Source organism: Oryzicola mucosus (assembly GCF_014534685.1).
Lineage (GTDB): Bacteria > Pseudomonadota > Alphaproteobacteria > Rhizobiales > Rhizobiaceae > Oryzicola > Oryzicola mucosus.
Genome location: NZ_JACVVX010000013.1, coordinates 26,755 through 52,919 on the forward strand (window position 1 = coordinate 26,755; position 26,165 = coordinate 52,919).

At 59.0% G+C, this 26,165-nt stretch carries 20 protein-coding genes and 4 pseudogenes; 11 read left to right on the forward strand and 13 right to left on the reverse strand.

The window, feature by feature from the left end; all coding sequences use genetic code 11:
- Positions 1-168 precede the first annotated feature (168 nt).
- The 5 genes and pseudogenes from ICI42_RS22455 to ICI42_RS22475 all read right to left on the reverse strand — a co-directional run bounded on the left by ICI42_RS22455 (position 169) and on the right by ICI42_RS22475 (position 3,750).
- Entirely contained in the window at positions 169-615 is a 447-nt protein-coding gene (locus tag ICI42_RS22455; protein ID WP_188166847.1) for a carboxymuconolactone decarboxylase family protein, read from the reverse strand.
- 93 nt (positions 616-708) lie between these two features.
- A pseudogene (locus tag ICI42_RS23835) lies at positions 709-1,145 on the reverse strand (cupin domain-containing protein).
- Positions 1,146-1,157: 12 nt separating this feature from the next.
- Positions 1,158-1,910, reverse strand: coding sequence for an SDR family oxidoreductase (locus tag ICI42_RS22465; RefSeq protein ID WP_188166849.1), 753 nt, complete (start codon positions 1,908-1,910; stop codon positions 1,158-1,160).
- A gap of 11 nt (positions 1,911-1,921) precedes the next feature.
- On the reverse strand, positions 1,922-2,434 hold the full coding sequence (locus ICI42_RS22470; RefSeq protein WP_188166850.1) for an RrF2 family transcriptional regulator: 513 nt from the start codon (positions 2,432-2,434) through the stop codon (positions 1,922-1,924).
- A gap of 554 nt (positions 2,435-2,988) precedes the next feature.
- Positions 2,989-3,750, reverse strand: coding sequence for a DeoR/GlpR family DNA-binding transcription regulator (locus ICI42_RS22475; protein ID WP_188166865.1), 762 nt, complete (start codon positions 3,748-3,750; stop codon positions 2,989-2,991).
- An 84-nt stretch (positions 3,751-3,834) separates the two neighbouring features.
- Between ICI42_RS22475 and ICI42_RS22480 the strand changes: the two genes are divergently transcribed.
- Both ICI42_RS22480 and ICI42_RS22485 read left to right on the forward strand, forming a co-directional pair.
- Positions 3,835-4,419: an NUDIX domain-containing protein gene (locus tag ICI42_RS22480; RefSeq protein WP_188166851.1), complete on the forward strand. Its 585-nt coding sequence runs from the start codon at positions 3,835-3,837 to the stop codon at positions 4,417-4,419.
- A 2-nt stretch (positions 4,420-4,421) separates the two neighbouring features.
- Positions 4,422-4,865, forward strand: a complete 444-nt coding sequence (locus ICI42_RS22485; RefSeq protein ID WP_188166852.1) for an acetyltransferase — start codon at positions 4,422-4,424, stop codon at positions 4,863-4,865.
- 280 nt (positions 4,866-5,145) lie between these two features.
- On the opposite strand, the gene ICI42_RS22490 is transcribed toward ICI42_RS22485, so the two are convergent.
- On the reverse strand, positions 5,146-6,930 hold the full coding sequence (locus tag ICI42_RS22490; protein ID WP_188166853.1) for a winged helix-turn-helix domain-containing protein: 1,785 nt from the start codon (positions 6,928-6,930) through the stop codon (positions 5,146-5,148).
- A 468-nt stretch (positions 6,931-7,398) separates the two neighbouring features.
- Here ICI42_RS22490 and ICI42_RS22495 point away from each other — a divergent pair, with 468 nt between their 5' ends.
- From ICI42_RS22495 to ICI42_RS22510, 4 genes are read left to right on the forward strand one after another with little or no spacing between them, the layout of a single operon-like run.
- Positions 7,399-8,232: a class I fructose-bisphosphate aldolase gene (locus tag ICI42_RS22495; RefSeq protein WP_188166854.1), complete on the forward strand. Its 834-nt coding sequence runs from the start codon at positions 7,399-7,401 to the stop codon at positions 8,230-8,232.
- Position 8,233: 1 nt separating this feature from the next.
- On the forward strand, positions 8,234-8,815 hold the full coding sequence (locus tag ICI42_RS22500) for a D-lyxose/D-mannose family sugar isomerase (RefSeq protein ID WP_188166855.1): 582 nt from the start codon (positions 8,234-8,236) through the stop codon (positions 8,813-8,815).
- Positions 8,812-9,486, forward strand: coding sequence for an HAD family hydrolase (locus ICI42_RS22505; protein ID WP_269140809.1), 675 nt, complete (start codon positions 8,812-8,814; stop codon positions 9,484-9,486). The genes ICI42_RS22500 and ICI42_RS22505 overlap by 4 nt, the downstream gene beginning before the upstream one ends.
- Positions 9,483-10,970 (forward strand): FAD-dependent oxidoreductase, encoded by a 1,488-nt coding sequence (locus ICI42_RS22510; protein ID WP_188166857.1) that lies wholly within the window; start codon positions 9,483-9,485, stop codon positions 10,968-10,970. Before ICI42_RS22505 ends, ICI42_RS22510 begins: the two co-directional genes overlap by 4 nt.
- On the opposite strand, the gene ICI42_RS22515 is transcribed toward ICI42_RS22510, so the two are convergent.
- Positions 10,951-12,141, reverse strand: coding sequence for an MFS transporter (locus ICI42_RS22515; protein WP_188166858.1), 1,191 nt, complete (start codon positions 12,139-12,141; stop codon positions 10,951-10,953). The two genes, ICI42_RS22510 and ICI42_RS22515, sit on opposite strands and share 20 nt — an antisense overlap.
- 1,029 nt (positions 12,142-13,170) lie before the next feature.
- On the opposite strand from ICI42_RS22515, the gene ICI42_RS22525 reads away from it, so the two are divergent.
- Entirely contained in the window at positions 13,171-13,314 is a 144-nt protein-coding gene (locus tag ICI42_RS22525) for a type IV secretory system conjugative DNA transfer family protein (RefSeq protein WP_407945195.1), read from the forward strand.
- Positions 13,315-13,804: 490 nt separating this feature from the next.
- Here ICI42_RS22525 and ICI42_RS23840 read toward each other — a convergent pair.
- Positions 13,805-14,053, reverse strand: a pseudogene (locus ICI42_RS23840) (hypothetical protein); the annotation flags it as partial.
- Positions 14,054-14,554: 501 nt separating this feature from the next.
- Here ICI42_RS23840 and ICI42_RS22530 point away from each other — a divergent pair.
- Positions 14,555-18,691, forward strand: a complete 4,137-nt coding sequence (locus ICI42_RS22530; protein ID WP_188166859.1) for an autotransporter domain-containing protein — start codon at positions 14,555-14,557, stop codon at positions 18,689-18,691.
- A 443-nt stretch (positions 18,692-19,134) separates the two neighbouring features.
- On the opposite strand, the pseudogene ICI42_RS22535 reads toward ICI42_RS22530, so the two are convergent.
- Positions 19,135-19,452 (reverse strand): annotated as a pseudogene (locus tag ICI42_RS22535) (hypothetical protein); the annotation flags it as partial.
- 87 nt (positions 19,453-19,539) lie between these two features.
- Positions 19,540-19,869 (reverse strand): annotated as a pseudogene (locus ICI42_RS22540) (ATP-binding protein); the annotation flags it as partial.
- 190 nt (positions 19,870-20,059) lie between these two features.
- On the opposite strand from ICI42_RS22540, the gene ICI42_RS23855 reads away from it, so the two are divergent.
- Together ICI42_RS23855 and ICI42_RS22550 are read left to right on the forward strand one after the other, a co-directional pair.
- Positions 20,060-20,335, forward strand: a complete 276-nt coding sequence (locus tag ICI42_RS23855; RefSeq protein WP_230980516.1) for a hypothetical protein — start codon at positions 20,060-20,062, stop codon at positions 20,333-20,335.
- Between the two features lie 515 nt (positions 20,336-20,850).
- Positions 20,851-21,303 carry an SRPBCC family protein gene (locus ICI42_RS22550; RefSeq protein ID WP_188166860.1) on the forward strand — a complete coding sequence of 151 codons (453 nt, stop codon included), beginning with the start codon at positions 20,851-20,853 and terminating at the stop codon, positions 21,301-21,303.
- 1,106 nt (positions 21,304-22,409) lie between these two features.
- On the opposite strand, the gene ICI42_RS22555 is transcribed toward ICI42_RS22550, so the two are convergent.
- Together ICI42_RS22555 and ICI42_RS22560 are read right to left on the reverse strand one after the other, a co-directional pair.
- Complete coding sequence (locus ICI42_RS22555) at positions 22,410-22,985, reverse strand: TIGR02444 family protein (RefSeq protein WP_188166861.1); 576 nt, start codon at positions 22,983-22,985, stop codon at positions 22,410-22,412.
- Positions 22,949-23,545, reverse strand: coding sequence for a UbiX family flavin prenyltransferase (locus ICI42_RS22560; RefSeq protein WP_188166866.1), 597 nt, complete (start codon positions 23,543-23,545; stop codon positions 22,949-22,951). The genes ICI42_RS22555 and ICI42_RS22560 overlap by 37 nt, the downstream gene beginning before the upstream one ends.
- Before the next feature lie 153 nt (positions 23,546-23,698).
- On the opposite strand from ICI42_RS22560, the gene ICI42_RS22565 reads away from it, so the two are divergent.
- Positions 23,699-25,123 carry a UbiD family decarboxylase gene (locus tag ICI42_RS22565; RefSeq protein WP_188166862.1) on the forward strand — a complete coding sequence of 475 codons (1,425 nt, stop codon included), beginning with the start codon at positions 23,699-23,701 and terminating at the stop codon, positions 25,121-25,123.
- Between the two features lie 216 nt (positions 25,124-25,339).
- Here ICI42_RS22565 and ICI42_RS22570 read toward each other — a convergent pair whose 3' ends face one another.
- A complete protein-coding gene (locus ICI42_RS22570; RefSeq protein WP_188166863.1) occupies positions 25,340-25,891 on the reverse strand; it encodes a MarR family winged helix-turn-helix transcriptional regulator in 552 nt (183 codons plus the stop codon).
- Between the last annotated feature and the right edge of the window lie 274 nt (positions 25,892-26,165).

Here is a 26,165-nt window from a genome sequence, read left to right on the forward strand (position 1 = left end):
TTTTGCTGGAGAATCTCAGCTCTCAGCTTTAGATTATCATTCGGGGCAGCGCCACGCTGTTCGCCAGCTCCCAACGATAAGCGCCGGGCTTGGGCGCGCGTCATAAGGTGATGAAGCGAACGCCGGTCGTCCTTCGTCGACCGACAGCGGGTTCGAGGTTAAATTGCGTTAGGCCTTCGCCGCAACCGGAAGCCGGAACGGCGCCCCGAGGCGGTTGAACGCGTTCATCGCAGCGATCGTGATCGTCAGATCGACGAGATCCTTCGGTTCGAATGCGGTGGCGGCGGCGGCATAGGCCTCGTCGGAGGCATGGGTCTGGCTGACATTCGTGACTTCTTCAGCCCAGGCCAGCGCTGCTCGTTCCTGCTCGCTGAACAGGTGAGGCACCTCGTCCCAGACCGGAACAAGCGTGATCTTATCGACGGACATCGTCTTGCGCAGATCGCGACTATGCATGTCGATGCAATGGGCGCAGCCGTTGATCTGCGACACGCGCAGGAAGACGAGATGAATCAGCTCGTCAGGCAGGTTCGTTTTCTTGGTGACGTAGTGATGGACGCTGAAGAGCGCCTTTGCGCCGTCGGGGGCGACTTCGGACCAGTTCATGCGGGACATATTGTTTTCCTTTCTCGTGACACGGTTCTCCGTTCGCCGGAGATACCGTCGTTGCTTGTGCGGTAGTTGAGGTGGTAGGTCTGGTAGGTGCCGCTACGGCTTGCGCTGCGTCGTCAGGGCGGTGTCATCGGTGTCGACGACGAAGACGGCGAGGAGCTTCGCGGGCTCGGTCTTGCTGGCGTTGGCGCTGACGTCATGGCGGTCGCCCGGCATCTCGGTGAAGTTCTGACCGGCGATGAGGTCTTCGTGTCGCCACCGTTCACGGCGCTTAGGATCGCGCCTTCGAGAACCGTCGCGTAGATCAAGGCGGATTTTGCATGCGTATGAGCGGAACTGTAGCCGCCGGGGCCGTACTCGACGAGGACGCCCTTCACGCTCTTGCCGGGAACGTCCGAGAGGGGATGCTCGTAAACCTGCGTCACCTTCGCGTCCTTCGTGTCGCACGCCAGTCCAGGCTTGGCGACGTCATGAGCGGACGCTGTGGCCAGAGAGACCGCAAGTGCTGTAGCGGCATAGAGTATGGTCTTCATAATTCTTCCTTCCTATGCTCTGAGCCACTCGGCGATCGTGACCGCGCCCTTGATGTAGTCTCCGCCGGGAACCAGTGAGCCGGTGACAACGGGAGCGCCGAAGTAGTCGACGGCCGCGTCGGCGTTGACCGGACGAGTGTCGCCCTTGGCATCGAGATAGGTCCCGATGAAGGATTCGAACGGTCCCCGTTCAGGCCCGGCAAGATCGACGGATCCGGCCTTCGGCTCGCCGAGCGCGGCTTCCACCAAAGCAGCGGCGACTTCGTCGGCCGCGATCGGCTGGAAGTCGATATCCGGCACTTTCACCGCGCCGTCGGCTGAGTAGGTGCCCACCAGCGTCTCGATGAACTCATGAAATTGCGTCGCACGCACGATGGTGTAGGCCTGGCCCGATGCTGCGACGGCCTCTTCTTGCGCGATTTTGCCGGCCATGTATGGGTTAGCGGCGAGGTGGTCCGCGTTGACGATCGAGAGGACGACGTGATGGCGCACGCCCGCAGCCCGTTCGGCGATCGTCAGGTTCCGGCTCGACTTGCCGAAGAAGTCGGTGATGATGGCCTTGTCGAAGGACATCATGTTCGACACGTCGATGACGGCGTCGGCGCCCGCGAGGACTTCGGCCAGTCCTTCGCCCGTGTAGGCGTTGATGCCGTTGCGGGAGCTTGCCGTGACGGCCTCGTGGCCGGCGTCCTGCAGCAGTTTAACAGCCTTCGAGCCGATCAGGCCTGTGCCGCCGATGACGACGACCTTCTTCATCTTGGTCATGGTGCTTTCTCCTATGACGAGGCGCGATTGCCCGTCTTACGTTCGTGGAGTTCGAGGAAGGCGCATCCACGGGCCGCGATACCGCCGTCGTCGTCTGCACCAAGGTTCGCCAATAGGTCCGCGACGGATACCTTGGCGAGTTCTGCGCGATAGGCCTTCTCGGCCTTCAGCATCGCGGCGTTGATCTGGCAGGGCTTGGTAAAGTAGCGTTGCGGAAGAGGGTTCGGCCCGCGCTGGCGGATCTCAGCGCAGCGGAAGGCCGGGGCCGGTCCTTCGACCGCGAGGACGATGTCGAGCAGGCTGATGTCCTTCGGCGACTTGGCCAGCCGATATCCACCCTTCGGACCCGGCGTCGTTGCGACCATCCCTGCGCCGGACAACGCCTGCAGGTGCTTCAAGAGGTAGCTCGTCGAAACGCCGTGGAGTTCAGCCAGTGCTGCCGCCGATAGGACGCCGTCGTCGGACAGCCCCGCCAGGAATGCCGTGCAGTGGATGGCCTGCTCTACTCCTTCGCTCAGTTTCATGTTGTATCTCCTAATCGTGGATAATAAATATCCATGAATAGCATCGCTGTCAATCCACGATTGGAAAGCACGCGTTCAACATGATTTTCGCCAAGGCTTGGAGTTCTGGGACTGAATCATCCTGAGGGCACTTTTTCGCTTGACGTCAATAATGGGGAAACTCTTGATCAAGAGAAAGGCTGAGGCATCAGGCGCCTTACCCTGCGCGGCATCCAGTCGCCTTCCTGCGCAAAGACCTCTGGAACCCTAAGATCATAACCTGGGCCGAGGCGATCAAAGCGCGCCGGCGTCACGTTTATCATCATACAGCTGGACGATCTTTCCGCGCTTGCCGACTGAAACGCAGTCACGGAGCCCGAGCAGTCGCGGCGATGAGTTCGCGCATCCTCGGCGGTTGGGTGGGGATACTCGTGATCGTCACACGCGAATACCGAAAGCGAGGGATAATTACGCTAGGGTCTGCACATCGATACCTTGAAAGTTAAGGCCCGGAACTTTCACTAGTCGTGCCTTGCCGAAGGGTTGCGGCATGGACTTCTTCTCCGAAGCGGCGCTCAACCTGCCGCGTGAACTACAGAGATGCCCCGCTCTTTGATGGAACCGATAGCGTCCGATCTACAGCTTTTCTCGATGATCATCCCGTCTACCTGATCTAGATCGATGACATGATAGGCGGAAACCGCACCAAGCTTCTCGCCTGACCCGAGAACAATGGTTTCGGCAGACTGGCGGCTGATCGACCGTTTGATGGCGGCTTCTTCCCGGTCTCCTGTGGTGAGCCCGTGATCAGGATGAATGCCTGTGACGCCGATGAAGTAGATGTCGGCTTTGATCTTGGCGATGCCTTCCATTGCGACAGCACCAACAGCCACGTTCGAATGCTTGTAGATGCGTCCGCCGATGAGCTCGACCTCGACGCTTGGATGGTCGAGAAGCGCGACTGCGACATCTGGGCTGTGCGTGGCGACTGTGGCTCTGAGATCCAACGGAAGCGCACGAGCAACGGCGACTGCAGTCGTGCCCCCGTCGAGAAAGACGATATGCCCCTTCTTGACCATAGCGGCGGCAGCTTTGGCGATGGCGCTCTTGTCGTTGACAGAAACCTTGCCTCGCATCGCGAGGTCTGCAAGCGCCTTTGATGCCGGAAGGGCTCCTCCATGAACGCGCTGCAGAAGACCTTCGCCCGCCAGCTCACGGAGATCGCGCCTGATCGTGTCCTCCGACAGGTTCAGCTTATCGCTGAACTCCTTGGCAATAACGCGGCCCTCCCTTCCGAGCGTGTCGAGGATCAGGGCCTTACGTTCCGTAGTGAGCATAGTTATGCCTATCCTGTTGATGCTGTACATTGCACGAAATCGATTACCGTGCAACATCGTGCATTGATTTGAATGGAGAAACCTATGGCGATTGCTCACAAAGTGCGGGTCGAAGACGTGACGACCCTTTCGAATGACTGGTACGTTCTGAAGAAGACGACGTTCAGCTATTTGAGGAGCGATGGTAGCTGGCAGAGGCAGAGCAGGGAGACGTACGACCGCGGAAATGGCGCAACCATCCTGCTCTACGATCCGCATCGTCGGACGGTCCTGCTCACAAGGCAGTTTCGCTACCCGGCCTTTGTCAACGGCCACGACGACCTGCTGATCGAGACGCCGGCCGGCCTGCTCGATGATGCGAGCCCTGAGGATCGAATTCGGGCGGAAGTGGAGGAGGAGACGGGGTATCGCGTTACCAATGTCCGGCAGGTGTTCGATGCCTTCATGAGCCCCGGATCCGTCACAGAACGGCTGCACTTCTTCGTCGGATCCTATTCCTTCGCTGATCAGGTTTCTGAAGGTGGTGGTAACGCCGAGGAGGGGGAAGACATTGAGCGGCTTGAGCCGACAATCGAAGAGGCGCTTGGGATGATCCGCGATGGCCATATTCGCGACGGCAAAACGATCATGTTGCTGCAGTACGCTGCCCTGCACATCTTCAAAGGGTAGCGATGTTCACCTTGAGACCTGCAACGTGCAAAGACTTGCCGCGCAACTTCGAGATCTGGCGCAGCGCCGTGTTGGCAACGCACGGCTTCCTCTCCAAGAGAGATTTCCATGGGATTAGCGTTATGGTCGAGAAGTCATACCTACCAGCGGCGGCGCTGGTAGTGGCAGTTGGCGAAGAGGATGTGCCGCAGGGGTTCATGGGCACGACAGGAGACAACGTTGACGCATTGTTTGTTCATGCCGAGAGCATAGGGAACGGTGTAGGCCGCCTTCTTCTTGAGGCGTTCTTGTCGGGTCGCGAAGAGGTGACAGTTGATGTGAATGAGCAAAATAGCTCGGGAAGGTTGTTCTACGAAAAGATGGGCTTTCAAGTGACGGGCAGTTCCGACTTCGACGACGCAGGTCGCCCGTACCCCCTCCTGCATATGCGGTGGAGGCGCTCATGACGGATTTCGTACCGCTTGATCCGGGGAGAGACGCAGAAACAGTGCCGCGGGTACGCGGCTTGCGTCTCATGGAGTTTTCCAGGCTAGTTCGACAACACAACGAGTGCCCATCGACACATTAAGCCTCAAGAGCGGCCAGTTAGCGTCGGCAGGGTTGATCCAACAAGGATAACGCAACTTCCACTGTTGACTTGAATCTCGGAATGTTCTCCCCGTCACTCTTATGCCCGCCGTCCTAGGGAGCGGGATCACTTCGTTGCATGCGGAACCGTCATCTGTACTAATCAGATCCTTTCCGAGAGAAGGGCTTTGCAACATCCGTGCCGTGCAATCCGCTCAGGTGAGCGATGATGCCTTCCATAATGTTGGAGCGTGCCTGGGGCGAGGTCAGGTGGCGCGCCGAGGTCATGTAGGTGTAAGCGATCGCGTTGCGCGCCCCTTCGGGACCTGCGGCTTGCAGCACGTCGATTATCCCCTGAGGCAGCTTTTGATCTGGCGGCGTAACCAGCACAGCGACCATCGCGCTGAGATCAGGCGGGCTGTGCGGGCTTTCATAGGAAAAGGCCGCCGCAGCCTTCAGTGCCTTGCGGTCTCCTGCTGCCAGCAGCGCAATGCATTTCAAAACACGTATGTACAAATGCAGCTCGGAATCCGGCGCCGCCAGTTCAATGCCGCGGTCGAAGAATGCAACTGCGGCGGCGAAGTCGCCGCGCGCCTGACGCAACTGCCCTAGCAACGGCAAAGCGGCGGAGTCCGCGGCACGGGTATATGCCCGGTCCGCGAGATCCTCGGCAAGCTCGAGGTGGCCTCGATCGACGAAGTACAGCAGCTTGGCAGCCGCCAACATCAACAGTGGATTGGTCTCGATGAATGGCAGGCAATCGAGCGCTGTCGCTTCGATCTCGCTCTCGATCTCGTCGCGGTCGCCGGGATCGATGCCGGTGAACGGATTGGTAAGGACGAGACGCGCAAACAGATGCAGACACCACTGCAGGGCAAGGTCTGCGCTCGTCGGATTTTGCGCCCGCGCTTCGCGCAATTCCTGCCCCTTCTCAAGCCATGTAGGATTGGAAGCCGACAGCAGGGTCGATGCCTTGCGAAGTCGGATTTCGAGCGGTTGGTCGACCGGCATACCAAGTCCCTCAGAGGCCTCGGCAAGATTGCGCTGCAGCGCCTCGGCTATGCCGATCGAGGCGCGTTCCACCTCTGGCATCATTGAGGCGAGGGTGACGCCACTGAGCTCAAGCCGGAAAGCGCGGATGATGCGCCGTGACGGCCCCTCCCGCAGTGTGGCGGTGCAGTCCAACCGGTCTCCATTGTCCCGAAAGCTTACTTTCAGGTCGTAGCGCACCCCTGGCGGCGGCGAGCCCCCTTCACGCGCCAAGACTATTACGGACTCATCCACGCCGAGCCGGCTGACGATCATGTCGCGCATCTTCTTGGTCACGGCGTCTACACGCTTGGCAAGACGACCGTCCTGTGGCTGGACGACAGGTGCTATCGCCAGAAGTCCGCTGATCAGCGCAGGATTGAGATTTCGTGCAATGGCGGGCTGCTTCTTTGCAATCCAGACATAGCCCTCGCCATATTGCGTGGCGATGTATTTTGGAGCCCTTGCGCTGTCACCTAGTTTGGTACGCAGGCGGTTGACTAGGAAATCGACGTTGCGGTCTGACGCATCGGTTTGCGTCAGCGCGATCGCGTCCAACAACTGGGCGCGCTGCATCAGCCGGTGCGGGTTTCGGGAAAACGCAAGAAGCAATGCGCGCTCGCTACGCGTGAACCAAATCTGCTCACCGTTGCGATGAGCAAACAGGCATGTACGGTCCAAGACGATATCACCGAATACCAAACCGTCCGGCTCCAGCATCCCACGTTCCATTCGAACCTGCCCCCACTGCCGGTCAAGACGGCAGCAACCGTCCCGATGGCGTCCCAGAATGCCCCAAGCTTGACGCTGGAACGAGAAATACAGCTGACGCGCGCGAATGCACGGACAGCGGCTGCCACGACGCCGCCCTTTTCGCTCGGTTTTAACCGACCAGTCAGCCACGGACGTCGTCATCAGAATTGTAGTCGCTTTCAAATATTAGGCAAACAATCGCCTGCTATAGGCGGATCTCCAATCTGAACAGGCCTAACTTCATATTTCGTGCAGCCAATTCGATGTTTCAACTTTGTACTCAGCCTGTTGGTAACCGGAGAACATGATGGCGCGTTCGAAAACCCATCCGATCCAACATAACGCCGGTTCCATGGCGATGAACGTGCCGAGCCACGGCTCGCTACAGGGCCGCCGGTTGACCCATCATCGCCGTAGCCTAGTGACCGGTGCTGTAATCGTGCCGGCTGCGGTAACCTGCATGGCAATGGCCGGCACAGCTGCACACGCGGAGAATATTGAATGGAAAGGTGCAGCCGGAGGCAGCCATCGCCGACGCCTGCCTTGGCCGGCCGCTTCAAGGCGGCCAGGCTAGCAGCAAGCCGTATCACCGCTGTGTAAGTGTCTTTTTGTTCCCGTGAGGATAGAGAAATGGAAAAATACCGGCTTCAACGGTTGTTCGATCCTACTTCGAAGCGCGCTTTGATTGTAGCAATCGATCATGCCTTGTTTAACAACAATGCCTTTCTTCCAGGCATTGAAAACATGGCGGAAAGCGTCTCGAAAGTCGCGGGTGCCGACGCGGACGGTATTCTGCTGTCAGTTGGCGAGGCGCCGCATCTCCAGAAGCTACCCGGTCGCGGCAAGCCCGGCCTGCTGCTGCGCGTAGATCCTGCAAATTTCTACAATACCATCGCTCCTGTATCCCGCCTTCATTGCCGTGCCTACGATAATGCGGTGGAAATTGCGCTGCGTCTGGACGCTGCTTGCATTCTGCTCAATCTCTTGCAGATCGACGACCATCCCGAGATGCTGAACCAGTGTGTCGAGAACATTCTTCGCGTAAAGAACGATTGCGATCGGTACGGGATGCCGATGGCTATCGAGCCACTGTCCTTCAAAACCAGCAGGGACGGCTACATCGGCGACGGAAACCCGCAACGGGTGACGACACTTGCGCGCATGGCCGCGGAACTCGGTGCCGATCTTATCAAAACTGATGCGACCGAACCGGAAGAAGAATTCCACCGGGTTATCGAGGCCGCATCCGGCGTGCCCGTCACTGTACGCGGCGGAAGCAAGGCATCGGACCGCGAAGTTCTGGAGCATACCGAACGTCTCGTGGCTCAAGGCGTTGCCGGCCTGATCTATGGACGCAACATCATTCAGCACGAGAAGCCGTCCGCCATGACGCGAGCTCTCAAAGGCATTCTCCACGACGAAAAAACAGCGGACGAAGCTCTGGAAATGCTGCGGGCCGGCTGAGATGAAACAAAGTGAGGTGAACCGTCTCTGCCGGGAAGCAGACGAGTGCTTTCGTCTGCAAGGCTGGATACTGCCGCCCAATGCTCAGTTCGCCGCGACCGACTTCGGTCTCGGCGACTACCGTGCGGCGGGGCTGGTCGAAGTTCTTCTCGCCAATGAGCCTGAGTATTGTGAGAAGATCATGTATGCCAGCGAGAACATGTCGACGCCGGCGCATACTCATGGCAAGAAGAAAGAGGACATCATCTGCCGGTCGGGCGAACTTCGGCTCACTGTCTGGGCGGACAACCCCAGACTTACTCCTTCTGTTGGCGCCGTGGAGGTGCAGATCAATCGGGAAATGCGACGGCTGCTTTCAGGCGAGGCTTTTTTCCTGAAGGCCGGCGAACGCATTACGCTGACGCCCGGCATTTGGCACGAATTCGCGCCATCCGCTGCGGGGACACTGATCGGCGAAGTCAGCACATGGTGCGACGAGGCGACTGACAATTTCTTCGCCGACCCACGGGTGGACATATTCCATGCCATCGAACCGGATGAGACAGCGGAATATGGCGGTTTCCCCTCGGAGGCGTCGTCATGATACAACGGCCAAAGGCCCTCGTCTTCGACATGGATGGGCTTCTGATGGATACGGAAGGCGTCTATAAGCGCTCCTGGACGGAAGCTGCAGGCGATCTCGGGTTCGACCTTACTGACGCGCTGTATCTAAAGCTGATCGGCATCACCATCGCGGACTGCGAGAGGCAATTGGTCGAATCGTTCGGCCCGAAATTTCCGCTCGAGATGTTTCGGGGCCGAGCCCGAGCGCTCTATGACGAAATCGTCCGTGCCGAAGGAATCCCCTTAAAGCCGGGCGTTCATGCGGTTCTAGACTGGGCCGAGCAGGGGGGACTTCCCTGTGGCATCGGCACCTCGACACTTACCGAAGAGGCCAGAAGTCGACTGGAGCATCATCGCATCCTGGACAAGTTTTCTGTTGTGGTCGGAGGCGATCAGGTGAGCCACGGCAAACCAGATCCTGAAATCTTTTTGAAAGTTGCGCAGGGGTTGAACCAGGCACCCGGTCATTGCCTGGTTTTTGAGGACGCACATAGTGGCGTTCGCGCGGCTACCGCGGGCGGCATGCCAGTTGTCCTTGTCCCAGACCTTCTGCCCAGCACCGATGAGATCACTGCGCTGTGCAGCGGGGTCTTCGCTTCCCTCGACGGCGTGGTGAATTGGCTGAAAACGCTTCCGAGAGGTGCATCTTGAGACCTGGCCTGATTGGAAAAATTGCGCGGCGCGTCGGGGCTTCTTCGGATGCTGTGACCCGTCGCCAGTTTCTTAAGGGAGCGGCGGCATCAGGTGCGGGCCTTTTGCTGCCTGGACATCTCGCCTCGGCGAAGACAAGCGCAACGCCGCCTCATGTGATCGTCATCGGCGCTGGCTTTGCGGGACTAAGTTGTGGTTTTCAACTTCGCAATGCTGGAGCCCGGGTGACCATACTGGAAGCCCGCAATAGGGTCGGTGGCCGCGTCCTGTCACTGCCGAATTTTATCGAGGGCAAAGTGGTCGAAGGCGGCGCCGAGCTCATCGGGTCCAACCATCCGACCTGGATGGCGTATGGCAAACATTTCGGCCTGGAGTTCCGAGACGTCACCGAGCCGGATCCCAACGAGACGCCGATCATCCTCAACGGCAAGCAGTTTAACAATCCGGAGCTGGAAGTGCTGTGGACGCAAATTCAGCAGGCGCTTGCATTTCTCAATGCGGATGCCCGCAAGATAGACCTTGATCGACCGTGGGACACGCCTGGCGCCGTTGAGTTGGACAACACCAGCCTGGCAGCGGCATTTGCGTCCTGGGAGTTGGAAGACACGGCGCGGCACGGTGCTTTGACCCTTCTGGCCAATGACGACGCCAGCCGTCCAGACCAAAGCAGTTATCTCGGCACCCTCGCCAGCGTAGCAGGTGGCGGATATGAGAAGTTCTGGACGGAAACGGAGGTTTTCCGTTGCATTGGCGGCAACCAGCGCCTGGCTTTCAAACTGGCCGAAGCTATTGGCTCGGAGAATATTCGCCTGCAGGCGCCCATCACCCGCATCGGTCTTGCTGGGTCGGGGGTACAGATTAGTCTGGCAGATGGAGCCAATATCGAAGGTGACATCGTCGTCTTGACGGCTCCCCCAAGCACATGGGACAACTTCGTCATCGAGCCTGCGCTTCCGCGCGGTTATCAGCCGTCTACTGGACCGGCGATCAAATATCTTTCGAAAGTCTCTCGCCCCTATTGGGTCAAGGATGGGCTGGTGCCAGGCTCGCTGACCGACTCGCCCGTTGGCGAAACCTGGGAGGCAACCGATGGGCAGCGGTCCAGCGACGACGAGGCAGCCTGTCTCACTGTGTTTTCCGGAGGTCAGGCTGCCCAGGACTGTTTGAATTTCGCTCCTGAAACGCGCGATAGAACGTTCAATAGCTACATTGAGCAGATTTATCCCGGCTATTCTTCGCACGTCGAGAAGACCATGTTCATGGGTTGGCCAGACGACAAGTGGACCCGGTGCGGCTACAGTTCGCCGGGACTCGGCGAGGTTACGACCATCTATCCTAAATTGGATAAGGGGGTTGAAAACAAGCTGTTCTTTTCAGGTGAATATACGAACCTTCTCTTCACCGGATATATGGAAGGCGGCCTCGACAGCGGCGCGAAAGTGGCGAAGAAGCTATCGGCCTTGCTCAGCTTGCGGGCTGAATAGCTTGCTTTTGGTCAGTTCTCAGACACAGTAGCCCGACCAGTGGAAGCATCAGCAATGGCGCGATTGCGGATGTCGCGATGCCCCACCTCAGATCATGCATGTTTCCAACCACGCCGACGAGCCAAGGCATCGCCATGCCACCGGCATTTCCGAAAGCGGCGAGCACGGCAAACATGCTCGCGCCGCCATTGGGATAGCGGTCGGCGCTGATTGCCAGGGTCGTTGGCCATAAGCTGCTGCCGGTAAATCCAGCAGCGATACACGCGAGCAGCGCCAGATTCGAATTTTGCAGAAATGCGCCCAGCAGAAACAGCACGACCGTCAGCGCGCTGCCCACCGCGAGAACGGCGAACGGGCTGACCCGGCCCTCCAACATCGCCACTGCCATGCGCCCGACCGCCATGGCAACGGAGAAAAACAACAACGCGCTGCCGGCCGCCACAGGGGAAAAGCCAAGCGAAAGCTCGGCATAGGCAGGAAGCCATTGAGCCATGCCCAGCTCGGTCGCACCGCCCAGGAAAATCGCCAGAAGCGCAGCCAGAAACCAACGTTTTCGCCAAAGCGCAGCCATCGGCATACGCCCGTCTTCCGTCGTTAGAGTTGGAAAGCGCATCGGCAGAAATGCAATCGCCAAGCCTAACGGCAAAAGTATCAAGACCCAACAGACGTCGCGCCAATCGTATCCGGTAGCCAGTGCTGCTGTGCCGATCAGGATCGTGATCACCGCGCCGACGCAATAGAAAGAATGCAGCCAATTCATCGCCCCCATGCGCCGTTCGGGATTCAGTGCCGCAACAACGGGACTGAGTATCATGTCGAGCATCCCGGCACCGAGACCCAGGATAAACAACATTATCGAGAGCGTCAGAAAGCCTGCGGAAACGGCCATTCCTGCCAGTCCAACAACCATCAAAAGGTTGGCCAGCAAGACAAATGGTTTGGCACCATACCTGTCGGCAAGTGGCCCGGTCACAACGATACCAACGACCAGACCCGTAAAGATCAGCGATCCCAGCCGACCCAGCACTTCCTGGTTCAGGGGTTCTTCCCCGCCGAAAGTGACGCCGATCTGTATCAAAAAAACGGGCAGCAGATTGACGCCAATAGCCAAGCATACCATCGCCGCATAGCACAACCAGGTCAACCGAGCCGGCTCTAGCTGTCGTGTCATTTGCCAGTATGCCCCACCTTTGCACGCGCACGCACGCTGCCCTACCGAACAGTTGTTCTTATCGGTCGCCACTTGCATGATCCAGTTTCGACTCTAGTGCATGCCACGCCACGGCGCCACCTGAGCTGAGGCGTGATTTGCCGCCGCCGGGCGGAGCTTCGGCTCCGCCAATATATCCTGCATTGAGGCTGTTCGCCAGCCGAGAGCCTGGTCCGCAGGACGCGCTTAGGCATCCAAAGCGCCGCAGTCACATTTCTCACGGACCAGTTCGTGGAACTGAAACAAGCGACCGTATAGGGGCCAAGTTCGAATGGCTCGCCGCCTATCACAATTCGGTCGTTGAGGAGATTCTTGGCGAATTCGCGGACGGCCGCCGGTCGGCAGACGCGTTCATGGCTGAGTACCCGAGCGATCCAGTACCGTTGCTGCAAGCCATGGTCGTCAGCGCGTGACGTCCAGACACACGTCCGTCTAGCCAAACAGGCAGAAGCTACCAAGAGCTGCTTTATCAAGCGGTGACGACAAGGACTGGGCAGATATCCCATATCAAAAAACGAGCTGGTCGGTCTCGTCGTCCGCGCCTGCAATCCCCGGCATGGTGCTTGCTGAAATGGCCTCGTTTCCGACAGCAGACCAGCATCCTCGATCGCCTCTACGTCGGGCAGGTCTCAGAGCGCATCCAGCCCGAAATGCTCCAAAAATTCCTTGGTCGTCACATAGGTGAACGGCGCTCCCGCCGTTGGGCTGTGTGGCCCCGGTGATCATATTCTCTTCCCGCAGCGCTCCAATCACGTCGCGCGACACCTCACGGGCCACGATTTCCGACACCCGGCCCGCGTCCCGGCTGATAATAAGCGATCGACACCAGCACCATGGCCCCGTTCTGGGTCAGATCAACCGCGGTCCGGCACCGCAGCAGAAGTGGCAATCCACGCCAGAGCATCGCGCTCCACCGGTTTTGGCGCTGCAAACAGCACGGCCTCGATCCGATTCATCCACTCGCACCAGCGCAGGTCAAGTCGGCATATCGTGTTCACCGGCGGCAATGCGCCGCTGCGCTGCGGTCGCGCCATCTGGTTCCGGCGAAACGACATGAAGGCGGTCGCGGGCAAGAACAAGGTTTCCTCCGAATTCCTGACCTCACACGCCGGTCGATGTTGTCTCCGGGCATAGCGTCGCGCAGGCGGGCTCAAAGGGAGAAACACCCATCAGCGCGTGAATCGAACCTGCCGTTACGATTCACGAAAGTCGTTGGACGCCGCTCTTAGGGTTTGTTCTCTTTCCTGCTCATTTTCCTGAACCTCCATTCGAGGCAGCGCCAGTCGTGGCCGTCACGAGGTCGGCAAGCGCAGGGCCGCAGGTTCGCGAACCCGTCCGCGAGCAGTCGGAAAGGGGAGAGATTTTGTCTGCGGGCCGCAACGTCAGTGAAGGACGGCGCAGCCGTTTCGCGAGGCGAGAACCGGAGGAGGATCAACATTCGGGACGGCCGCGTGTGGCGCGGCCGGCAGGATGATTTTCCATTTGTCGGGTTTCGTTGGCGATGCACACGCGAAGAGGCCGGCGTCAAAAAGGACGCCCGAGCCCTGCTTGGCAAGGAGGGTCTCGGCCAATGCGGCTGACGAACCTTCGCGCAAGAGGACTTCATGCACACCACCATAGGGGGGCTTGCTTGCTTGTCTGTTTCCGCCGTCACCGTACCTGGGTCGCTGGCGCTGCCTAGGAGCACACCGCGATGCCGATCAATATTGGCCTCGAGATATGCGTAGAGATTCCGCAGGCCTGGCAAAATCAGCCGAAACGGCTTTTGCCCGAAGAAGGAGGAGCCGGCCTTCTTGAAGGCATTGGACGGGATCAGTACCTCCCAGCCACGGTTACGCTCGCTCCAGCGCGACTTTCCCCGTTTCATACCATCAGCCGACGCTTGGAGGTACTAGCCTCACTTTGCCAGACAGATCGGCGCTTTCAAACACCAGGCAAACAATTGCCTGCTATAGGCCGGGTTGGTTTGGAACGGCTTGTGGACTCATGGACTTTGAGCAGGGGTTTGGTCAGGCGCCAATGTACTCCTTTGACTTGAGGGATGTGGAGCCGCAGCGGTCCTGACTTGTAAGCAGGAGCATCAGGTTCTCATCCGAATCTGTTGTCCTGCATGGACCAGATCGACAGATATTCAACGAACATTCTTTTGTCAGCGGCGTGGTGTTTCGGATCAAAACAAAAAGAAGGTACGTCCAGAGAATCTGGATATGGGCGTACTACCAACCACTGTGTGCAGCTAGGTTGACGAGTGAAATGAGGGACGAGCATGGGTAAATTCGAATTGCGTGGTCGCCATTGCCGCGGCCTTTCGTCAGGTGCCCGATCAATGTTTTCCCCCCAGCGCTTGGCTGTCCTTCGCGGATCGGCCTCGCGATTGACGCTGGCAGTCCTCGTCGGCAGCGCTGCGTCCCTGGTCGCAGCGCCGGCCATGGCCCACAATTATCTTGTCAGGAGCGAACATGAGCTTCGCGTGGCCATCGGCACCGCGACGTTCGGAGATACAATCACCTTCACGACCGATATCACCCTCACCGCGAATCTTCCGCTGATCTACAAGAGCGTCACCTTCAACGGGGCCGGCCACACGCTTTCTGGCGGTGGCGATTCCAGGGCGTTCGTGGTCGAGGCGAACGAGACCATCCATCCTGGCCGCCGGGTCGTGGTGGCGATCAACGATTTGAAGATTGTCGACGCAAAGGTCGTGGGCGGCAAGGGTGGCAAGTCAGGGGGCTTTTATAGCCCCCAGGAAGATGCGGGAGCTGGTGGTGGTGGCGGTGGACTGGGTGGAGGCCTGTATGTTGGAGCCGGTGCGGATGTGACGATAACGAACGTCTCGTTTCAGGACAATCTCGCCCAGGGCGGGGAAGGCGGAGATTCCACACACCATGGCGGTGGCAGCGGTGGGGGCGGCGGTGGCCGCAGGGGAGATGGTGGGGATGCTCATGGCTATTTTGGTGGGGCGGGTGGCGTTGGCGGCGGCGGCGACGGCGCGAACCGAGAGGGAGCGACCCCGGCGCAGTCGGGCTCCGTCGGAGGCGGCGGCGGCGGGGCCGGGATGGACAACGGGCACGGCGGCAATGGTGGCGTTGGTGGCGGTGGCGGCGGCGCTGCCGCAAGAGGTGCAACTCCGGGTAAAGGTGGGCTTGGCGGCGGCGACGGCGGTGTGAGTGTTTCTATGAATGGTCATGGGCCTGGCGGAGGCGGTGGCGGCGGTGGGGGCGGCATCGGCGGTGCCATTTTTGTCGAAAGTAAAGGCAGCTTAAGCCTCAAAGGCAACCTTAGCATCTCAGGCAACACAGTGGCTGGGGGCATTGGCGGCATAGGCGGCGGTCATGACGGTACCGGCTTGATCACCGGTATCTTCATGCAAGGCTCAGGTTCGCTTACCTTGGCACCGGGACGTGGAGAGGTGCAGCGTATCAGCGATGAGATCGGTACCGAAACCGGTGTCGCTGGAACGGGCGGCGACTATTACTTGGTCAAGCGAGGGGAAGGCACGACGATCCTGACCGGGAAAAACCGCTTTTCAGATCAGATTCTAATTGAGGCTGGCGCGCTAGAAGGTAACTCATCGAGCCTTTCCGCAAACATCGACAATCGCGCCACGCTGTACTTCGATCAGCACACCGACGGCACCTATTCCCATGTCGTCTCGGGCACGGGAACACTATTCAAGGAGGGTGCGGGCGCGCTCGTCCTGACCGGAAAAAACACCTATACTGGTCGCACCGGGATCAGAGACGGCTCCTTGCTGCTCGGCTCGTCCTCGGCTCTGAACGCTGCCAGCCGTGTCACGCTGGATGGCGGGATGCTCGGTGTTGAAAGTGCGGCGGCGAGCATCGGCAATACGGTTGAAATCTTTACGGACACAGTGCGACCGAGCGGCTTCCATGCCGGAACCGGAGGTCGGCTGGTGCTGAACGGCGTGGTGAGCGGCGGGCATCTAACCAAGACTGGCGCCGGCGACGTGGTGCTCAACGCCGCGAACAGCTTCGACGGCGCCACCGTGAAGGGCGGTCGGCTGCTATTCTCGACGGATGCCAATTTCGGCACGGGGCAAATCGTCATTGACGGTGGCAGCATCGGGACAACCCGTGGCGCTGATTCTCACCTGGCTATCGGTCGCAACCTTGATCTGCAAGGCAACGGCGGGATCGATGTAGGCTCGAGCCTGCTGACTTGGAGCGGTGTGATTTCGGGGACTGGCACCTTCATCAAGAGCGGCTCCGGACAGCTCAATTTGACTGGCGCCAACAGCTATACCGGCGGCACGTCGATCCTGGACGGTACGCTGCAGGTCACGTCGGACGCGGCGCTTGGCAGGGTCAATAAGGGCGTGAGCATCGCGGGCGGAACCTTGTGGGCAAAAGAGGGCTTTTCGACCGGACGTTCAGTCGCCCTTGGACCTGACGGCGGGAAGGTCAGGGTAAGCGATGAAAAGACGCTCAACATCTATGGTGCCGTCACGGGCGGCGGGCTGGAAAAGTTCGGTGAGGGCACGCTGGCGCTTTGGGACGTAGGAAACTCTTATTCCTGGAATGCCATCTATGCGGGCACACTCATGGGCGACAGCAATACGATCAGCGGCGACGTAGCCTTTGTTGATGACCGCAGCAACCCTGATCCGGGCACAGTGCTATTCGATCAGATCGAGGACGGAACTTTCCACGGAACGATTTACGGCGACGGAAGTCTCGTAAAGATGGGCCAAGGTGTCCTGACGCTGGCGCAGGGCAACAGCTACACTGGAGGCACTACGGTGCGCGAGGGCACCTTGCGCGGGACATCCCAGGCGTTGCAGGGCGCCATTCTCAATGACGGCACTCTCCTTTTCGACCAAAACCATGACGGAACCTATGCCGGCACGCTGTCCGGCACCGGTCGCCTCGTCAAGAACGGCGACGGCAGGCTGTCGATAACGGGACGCGACGTGGTCGGCGGCGGAACCGCCATCGACGGAGGAACGCTAGCGGTGAACGGCACTCTGGTTACGCCGAAGCTTGTCGTGAACAAAGGCGGCACCCTTGCCGGCTCGGAAAATGTCGACGGCGAGGTCGATGTCAACGGCGGCAAGATCGCGCCGGGCAATTCGATCGGGACGCTGCATATCAACGGCAACCTGACGATGGAGTCTAACTCGGACTACACGGTCCAGATCAATGGCCATGCCAGCGACCGCATCGAGGTCGGCAAGAGCGCGACTATCCTGAGCTCGCGATTTGAAATCCAACGGGACGATACGGCACTATCACCGGTGCTGCCGGGCATCACCTATACAATCCTGACGACGAAGGACGGTCTCAGCGTGCAGTCGCCGACTGTCGTCGTTGCCGACTTCCCATTCCTGGCCTTCACCCTCAGCGAGGACGGCTACAATGGTTATCTGACGACGTCGCGAAGCGCTGAGCGGTTCTCGGAATTCGCTTCGACTGCGAACGAAGTGGCGGTTGCGAATGCGCTGGAGAATGCTCCATCGAACCTTGCGTGGCAGCAAGTAGTCGGCGCGACGGAAGCTCGGGCGAGTTCTGCCTTCTCCAGCCTCAGCAACGCGTCCATACATGCCAGCGCGCTCGGCGTGCTGTCCAGGCAGTCGCACTTCCTGCGCGACGCGGTAAACGATCGGCTTCGTGACGCGATCCCCGGGCAGCAGAATGAAACCAACCCAGCAGCTGTCGGCGGCTCTAGTGTGATCGAGTCTGCGCCTACTTATGCGATTTGGGGGCGCGCCCTTGGCAGCAAGGGCGTTCTCGATGGAGACGGCAATGCGGCTCAAATCGCCGATTCGATCAGCGGCCTTATTTCTGGAGCCGACGTGTCGATCGGTGAGACCTGGCGTTTTGGCTTGGCCGGCGGCTACAGCCACAGCTCGTTCAACTCCACGGACATCGCAGCGTCGGGTTCCAGCGACAGCTATCATGTCGCAATTTACGGTGGATGGCAGTCCGAGGGTTGGAGTGCGCGCGGTGGTGCAGCCTACACATGGAACGATATCGAAATATCACGTCAGGTCGCCGTGGTGGGCATCGGCGGCCAGCAGCAAGGTGGATACACTCTCGGGACCACGCAGTTGTTCGCTGAGGGTGCCTACAGTTTCGTCCATGGCGCTTCGACCTTTCAGCCGTTCGCTAACCTTGCCTATGTGCATGTCAATGGCGATATGAGTGACAGCGGCGTCTTTGCCACGTCGGGTTCGGGACGTATGGACACCACCTACACCACGCTGGGGTTGCGCGCGTCGATGGATTTGACGGACAGGCTGGCGGCGCACGGGACGCTGGGGTGGCGGCACGCGTTCGGAGACGTGACGCCAACGGCCTCGCTGGCCTTCGACTCGGGCGGGGGTACGTTTGGACTGGCCGGCGCTCCAATCGCACGCGATTCTCTCGTTGCGGAATTGGGCGTCGATTTCATGCTCACCCCGGCCGCAACTCTCGGCATTGCCTATTCGGGACAATTCGGCTCGGATGCATATGAGAACGGCGCCCAGGCAGATTTGACATGGCGGTTCTGAAACGACCAAGAGAACCGCACCCGCTACAGCTGATACTCAAGCCTTGCACCGGCTTTTGAATTGGGGAAAATATGGTGTTTATCGGCCTAAACCCGCAAACCGCTATACTTTACGGCAGCCCGTCACCGGTAAGCCAAAGGCTGACTTCCTCCAGACTTGTCAGGATCGCCGGAATGGCCTTTTCACGGATAGCCTGACGATCTCGTTTGGTGAGTTGGTGAAAGATCCGTAAGTTCGAACTCCCGTTCCCGTCGCGGTCCTTTGCATGAACCGCACGCACCGCGTGACAATAGTCACTCGCGGTTCGTTCGAGTTTTCATCGACGGTCTCGTTGATATCTATGCTCGTTCCTGCTCATTGGGCTGGGATCGGTTCAAGGTCGGCGAAATCAACTGGCGGTGCGAGCGGCAATCAAGGTCCGTTTCGGCGGCGCGGCTTCTACGCCAAATAGGAGGAAGACATGCTGATGGTGGGAATGCGAAAGTCAGGCTGCTGAGTGGGATGCCGCGACCCTTGACGATGTCCGAGAGGGAGGCGGCGAGCGCCCCGAACATCAAGCCGAGATGTTCGATCATCTGGGAGGCTGTTTCCTATCTCCAGACGCCGTTGCGTTGGAAGCCGATCGCCGTCAGCGTCGAGGTCTTGAAACGGATCAGCTCGGCCATCTCCATACTCAGTCGAGGCGGCGCGTCGACCACGCCCGACAGTAGGTCGAGATCGTCAAAGGCTTGTGGAGCGTATCGGTCGTCGCTTCCGGCCGAGGGCGTGTTGTTTTCCGCGCAGAACTGAGCCGATTTTTCCATTGGGAGTGAGCCACCTCTGAGTATGGTTTTCTGATAAGGATTTGGTCAAGGGATTGGCCTTTTCTCCTCTCCTCTCTTCTGTTCTTGTGCTGCGGCGGCCGAACTGGCCTTGAAGTGGAAGCTGTCGTTGCCCGTTTCCAAGATGTGGCAGCGATGGGTCAGGCGGTCCAGCAAAGCGGTGGTCATCTTGGCGTCGCCGAAGACGGTAGCCCATTCGCTGAAGCTGAGATTGGTAGTGATGATGACGCTGGTGCGCTCATAGAACTTGCTCAGCACGTGGAAGAGCAGCGCACCGCCTGAGGCGCTGAACGGAAGGTATCCGAGCTCATCGAGGATCAGCAGATAGAGACGGACCAGCGTCTCGGCGATCTGGCCTGCTATGCGGCCGAAGCGCGAGCTGGCGCTTTCCGGCTGCCGAGGCATGTCTCATCAGCGGCGCGCCGAAGGTCGCCCGCGAAGAAAGGGGCAAAGGCGGGGAGGTGGCGATGAACGTACTGATCGTCAGTATCCTTGTGGGGCTGCGCGCGACGTGGACATGCCGATCCACAACATCCCCTGTCCGACGATGCGCAAGCCCGACGGGCCGGCCCTCTCGTCGCGCAATGCGGCCGAGCGGCAGATTGCACCGAAGCTTGCCGCGATCATATTCGAAACAGCGGCGCGGACCGTTCGCGGCGCGCCGGTTTATGGAACACTTGCGGAAGCCCGCTTGACAATTGTCACGGCTGGCTATGGGTGGAGTATCTCGAGTTGCGAGCCGAAAAGAATCTGGCGCCGATGCACCAAATGGACCAGCCAGCTCGCCTGCTGGCCGCTGCCTGGCTGGGTGAGACACGGCTGATTGATTGTTGGGCCGTGATCGGTTGTGTGGCATTTGTGTTTGTTTTTATATATCATTGATAGATAATAATTGTAGACAATCGCTTGTCACGCTCTTTGCAGCGTGGAATGATAGGTAAGCGCTCGCGACAGCGGGAATGAGAGAGCCATGATGTATGACAGGCAACCGCTATCTGCAGAAAGGCTCGATCTATCCAGCCCTGAAAGATGAACGACTTGTCGAAATATCCGGAGCCACGCCAGTACTTCGGTACAACGACGTGATATGGCGGGACGGTCAGCGTGTGGGTACTATACGCCTTGGGAGTCTGGGGTTCCGGCTCGAAGCCTCTCTAAGCATGGAGTACGTCAAGAATCCCGCAGGCTTCGACTCGAGCTGACTGTCGGAGGGCGGAAGTCGAATCAGCCCTCAAAACGGTATCTCGCGACAGTGCAACTGACGCCATTTTACGATCATAAAGGCCTGCGCGTCAGGATGTAGTTTCCCACAAATACATGGCATGAGGAGAAATGGACGTGGCGCTGGTCATCGAAGGCGAAGAGCGGATCGCGGCACCGCTGGATACGGTTTGGGCCGCACTTAATGATATCGGGATTCTAAAAGCCTGCATTCCCGGCTGCCAAAGCCTTGAAAAGTCAGCCGACAATGAGATGACTGCTACTATCGTTCTTAAGGTCGGACCAATAAAGGCGACATTCAACGGCGCGGTTACCTTGAAGAATTTCAACCCGCCGTATTCCTACACGATAGAGGGCGAGGGCAAGGGCGGCATCGCCGGCTTCGCGAAAGGCGGCGCCGACGTTACTTTGACGGAGGACGGTTCGGACGCGACGGTTCTAAGGTATACGGCCAAGGCCGATATTGGGGGCAAGATTGCGCAGCTCGGCAACCGCCTGATTGCGTCGACCTCTAAGAAGCTGGCTGGCGAATTCTTCTCCACGTTCCGGGACAAACTCAGCAATGTTTAAGCGCATGTACTCTAGACCGACCTCGACCCAACACACGTCGCATTGCGCCGCACCCGACGGCCTCCCTGGTCGCCGATGGATCCTGAGCCAGACGCGGTCCACGCCTCTCGGACGCATTATTGCCAACTGACACGACCATACTTGGCCGTTGTGGTAGCGACGTCATCAACGACCTCCACCCTGTCACACGGCGTCCTACCGATCTGTAGCAGTCGCGGTTGCAAGCCACGGAAGTGGCAGGAAGATCAGACATGACTTGGGCGAACAGATTTCATGACCGAATTGTTGCGTTACGAGAGGCCTACAAAAGGAGGGTAACTGCAGCCGAGGCTACCCGCGGCCCATTTGTAGTGCTGGATGGCGTGGTCTTCTTTTAAATTAACTTGTAGGAGGCGGTTGAAAGCGGCGCTCGCGGCGACGCTATGAGAGCGACACAGTGTCTCCGATAAGTGATGGTGGGAGCGCGGCGTCGACAATCGAAACTGGCGAACTGTCAGCTTTGATCTTGAGGTGGGGTTCGGCGCAATCGTCCGCTGCAGACGATCCGGTTAATCATGAGGGAGGCGCTGTCGGCGCTGGAGCCGGACTTCGCCGTGATATATTTGCGCATCGACGGCCGTTGATTTCGCCTGAAAGAGCGAGCGGTATGCTAATTTGTGCCACTATTCGACCGCTCGGAACGACACCTGATGGAGCGGCTGGAGTGAGACCTCTTGTTCCGCTGGTTCGTGGGCGTCGGGGTCAACGATGCGCCCGGGACCATTGGGAGTTCTCGAAGAACCGCGACCGCATGTGCCGGCTTGGACGAGATCACTGGCGATGGCTCAGCTGGATTGCTCGCTGACGGCTCGAATCGAGATAACTTTCGCCTATCACACGCGACGAGACCCATCGTCAGAGTCAAACGCCACTCTTCTTCGCCTGCTAGGTGAGCAAAGAGATTGCCCCCCGCAGGACTGAGGAGCGACGACAAGCTTGATCGCGCGAAGGCGGGCTTTGCCATGAGGCAAGTGCTCGCGTTCCGTGATCCAAGGTGATCGTCTTACCACAGGTCGATCAAGCGAACGCAGGCTGTGAGCGACGCTGCCGTTTCAAGGTGTTGACGTCTAAACCCGGTCTTGGGTGCGCGTTAGTTCGGCGGCGTAGGCAATTGCGGCGACGGCTTCCGCGCGTTCGGCAGCGGTGCTTGATACCGTATTGCCAGCAAAATATGCGACGACGGTCTCGATCGCGGCCTCTGCCCATCCGTGTTCGGCGCGAAGCACCGACCGGTTGGCATGGTGCTCCGCCAGAACTTCGAACTCGATTTCCTCAGCTGACTGCTCGGCGCGCTTGATGGCTTCGCGGATCGACGCCGATTGACTTGGCGGTACGGGCTCGACGCGATCCTTGAGCGACTTGCGAACGCCGCGCAACGGTTGGACCACGGTGACGCGCCAATGCGCAATCAACCGATCAGCCTCAACTATGTCGGATCGGTCCAGCGGCTGGCGTCGGCACCGCCCCAGAGCCAGCGAGAACAGGAGTAACATGATGTCGACACAAAACCGGTCCTGTAGAAGGAGGCATGCAGGCTGCACGCCGGGCACCGCGTATATTTCGAGTATCTGCGCCCAGACGGTCTCTCGGTCGATGCTCGGTTGGGTCATCGACTGGCGGGCGGGGCTTGGGGTTCTTTCCATCGCCGCACGGCTCCGCTGTCGATGTCGAACAGATCCAGCGCCCGTCCAACGCTGTGCTCGACAATATCTTCGATGGAAGTTGGTCGCGCGTAAAAAGCTGGAACAGGAGGCATGATGACGGCGCCGGATTCAGTAGCTAGGGTCATGGCTCGCAGGTGGCCGGCATGGAGCGGCGTCTCGCGCACCATCAGCACCAGCCGGCGGCGTTCTTTCAAGACGACGTCCGCTGCCCGTGTCAACAGGTTGGACGTGGTGCCGTAGGCGATTTCCGACAGGCTTCGGATCGAGCAGGGGGCGACGAGCATACCCATTGTCCTGAACGATCCGCTGGCGATCGAAGCACCAATATCGTTGATGTTGTGAACTACTCCCGCCAACGCGTCGATGGCACTGACCTTCATCGGCATCTCGCTGGCAAGTGTGACTAGCGCCGACCGCGTCATAACAAGGTGAACCTCGTATCCAAGGTCACGCAGAATGCGCAGCGCCGTCACGCCATAGACAATGCCAGAAGCCCCCGAGATGCCAACGACGATTCGCTTCTGTGCCCCGTCTGTCATGGTCAATGCTTGGCTCCGAACGCTATCGCCATGCTATGCCGAATCCCAAGACCATCGACAACCAGGCAATTTATGTACATAGTGTAAATTCTTTGCTTGGCAAGGCTGGTTTCGGCAGGTGCCGCCAAGTAGAAGCAGGGCAGGAGATGAAGCATGAACGTTGACTATAGCGACCTCCGCGATTTCATCGACAAGGTGGACGCCATCGGCGACCTCAGGCGTGTTTCGGGAGCTCGACTGGAATATGAAATCGGCGCCATCACCGAGGTAGCTGCCGGCCTCTCGCACTGCCCAGCAATCCTGTTCGACAAAATACCCGGACAGCCGGCGGGAAATCGCGTCTTTACTAACGCGACTGTGGGCGCAAAGCGCGCCGCAATGGCGCTCGGCATCGACCATACGCTTACGCCGCTCGATGCGCTGCGCGCGTGGAAGGAGCGTCGCAGCAAGCTGACATTGATCGCACCCCAGGTAACAGACGATGTTCCCTATTTGGAGAACGTCATGGATGGCGAGGATGTCGACCTCCGGAGATTGCCGAGCCCGGTATGGCATCCAGACGACGGCGGCCCGTATATCGGTTCCGGCGCTCTCGTCATGACGAGGGACCCGGAGAGCAACTGGGTCAACAGTTCCATCTATCGGATCCAGGTGCACGACGAAAAGCGCGTCACCATCCAGTTCGATCACAATGGCCGCCATGGCGCCATCATTTCCAAACGCTATTGGGACAAGGGCGAACCTTGTCCCGTCGCAATTGTATGCGGCCAGGATCCGGCCCTCTTCATTTCCGGTTTCGAATACCTGCCCGAGGGGGCTTCCGAGCTCGATTTCGCCGGTGCAATCAAGGGTGCGCCGGTGCCGGTTCATCCTGGGCCGCGAACCGGACTGCCGATCCCCGCAAGGGCTGAAATAGTCTTGGAAGGCCTTCTCATGCCTTTCCCGCAAGACAGTCTTCCTGAAGGTCCGTTCGGCGAGTTCACTGGATACTACGCGGCGGACAAGCGGCCAGCGCCTATCATGCACGTCACGGCCATCTATCACCGCCATAATCCCATCCTGCTTGGATCGCCGCCGCTCAAGCCGCCGCGTTTCCATTTTGGTCTTTCGTTCCGCGCCGCAAGCATGTGGTCCAATCTGGAAGCGGCGGGTGTTACCGACATCGCCGGCGCCTGGCAGCACGTTTCGCAGCTCATGACCGTTATTTCGCTGAAGCAGCGCTACGCCGGACATGCCAAGCGCGCCGCGCTGATCGCGGCGGCGAACAGCTATATGGGGCGCATCGTGGTCGTGGTCGATGAAGACGTCGACCCATCGAACCTCGCCGACGTCATGTGGGCCGTAACAACGCGAGCGGAGCCATCTGAAGACGTCGACATCATCCGAAACGCCTGGAGTTCATCGCTTGACCCGCGCATCTCGGCCGCTGACCGCGATGCAGGCCTGACATCCAATTCCAAGATGATCATAGACGCTTGCATCCCCTTCCAGCATCGCGACTCCTACCCAAAAACCTCAGCGCTGAGCTTGGCGCAGAGCAACGAAATCATGCGGCGCTGGCGGGCCGAAATCGGTTAAAGACGATAGGCGGCGCCTCGCCTAGGCGGAGAGAACTTGGGCGAAAGCGATGCGGTTTCGTGAATGCGCGGAAGCGGCGGCTCGCCGAAATCGTTGCGTGCGACGCAACCGTCATTTTAACCGCATTTGTTGAAACTGCCTGATCGCTCAGGAAGAACGGTCGCTTACGGCTGCTAATCCGCAAGATCGCTTTCCTGCGTTTTGACACGTGAAGACTTAGTGCCGCGGGACCTTCGTCTTGGATGTGGCCGCCGCGACATGCCGGACATGGACAAGTGCTTCCTCAGAATTAGCGACAACCTTCAGCGCCATGAGGTGAGTCTTCACAAGGCTGTTCAAGCCGACGTTTCGAAATAAAAGGTCATTGGTTTCCCGAACGACCGGGGTAACGCGTGCAATCTCCATTTCTCCTTTCGGCGTTAGGGATACGAGAACACTGCGGCGGTCTGTCTTGTTGCTTCGCTTGGCGAGGAGGCCCTTGGCCTCGAGTCGCCCGATCTCGGTCGTCACGTGGGTTGGGGCCAAGGCGACGTGTTCGGCCAAGGCCTTGATTGTCACGCCCTTTGATTTCTGCTGTGACGCCACCCCCATGAGAACGGCGAATTGCGAGGAGGTCAGGCCAAGAATGCGGGCAAAAGCGCTTCTGCATCTCAGCAGTTTCTCGACGCTGAGGACCAAAGTGTAGATAGCTTCCCGGAACAGTTGGTCGCTTCCGTCCTTGAGAAAATCTTCCCGTGAAATGGTCAGGGGTGGCGTGTGATCGAGCATCGAGCGTCTCCAGATAGCCGGACTGTATCCGACCGTCGACAGTGCCCTCCGAATATCATCAACAGACCGGCCATCGCAAGACAAGGCTTGACACTCGGAAAAATATGTACAGGTTGTATACAAATGATCTTGCGACGCAATCGATCAGCTCGAAGCAGGAGGCCATTGCGACATGGTCCATATCAGGCAGGAGATATCCATGACCGCCGAACTCCGTATGGTTGAGACTGCATCCCCATTGCGGACTGGTTCTGAGTTTTTGTCTGATCTTCGG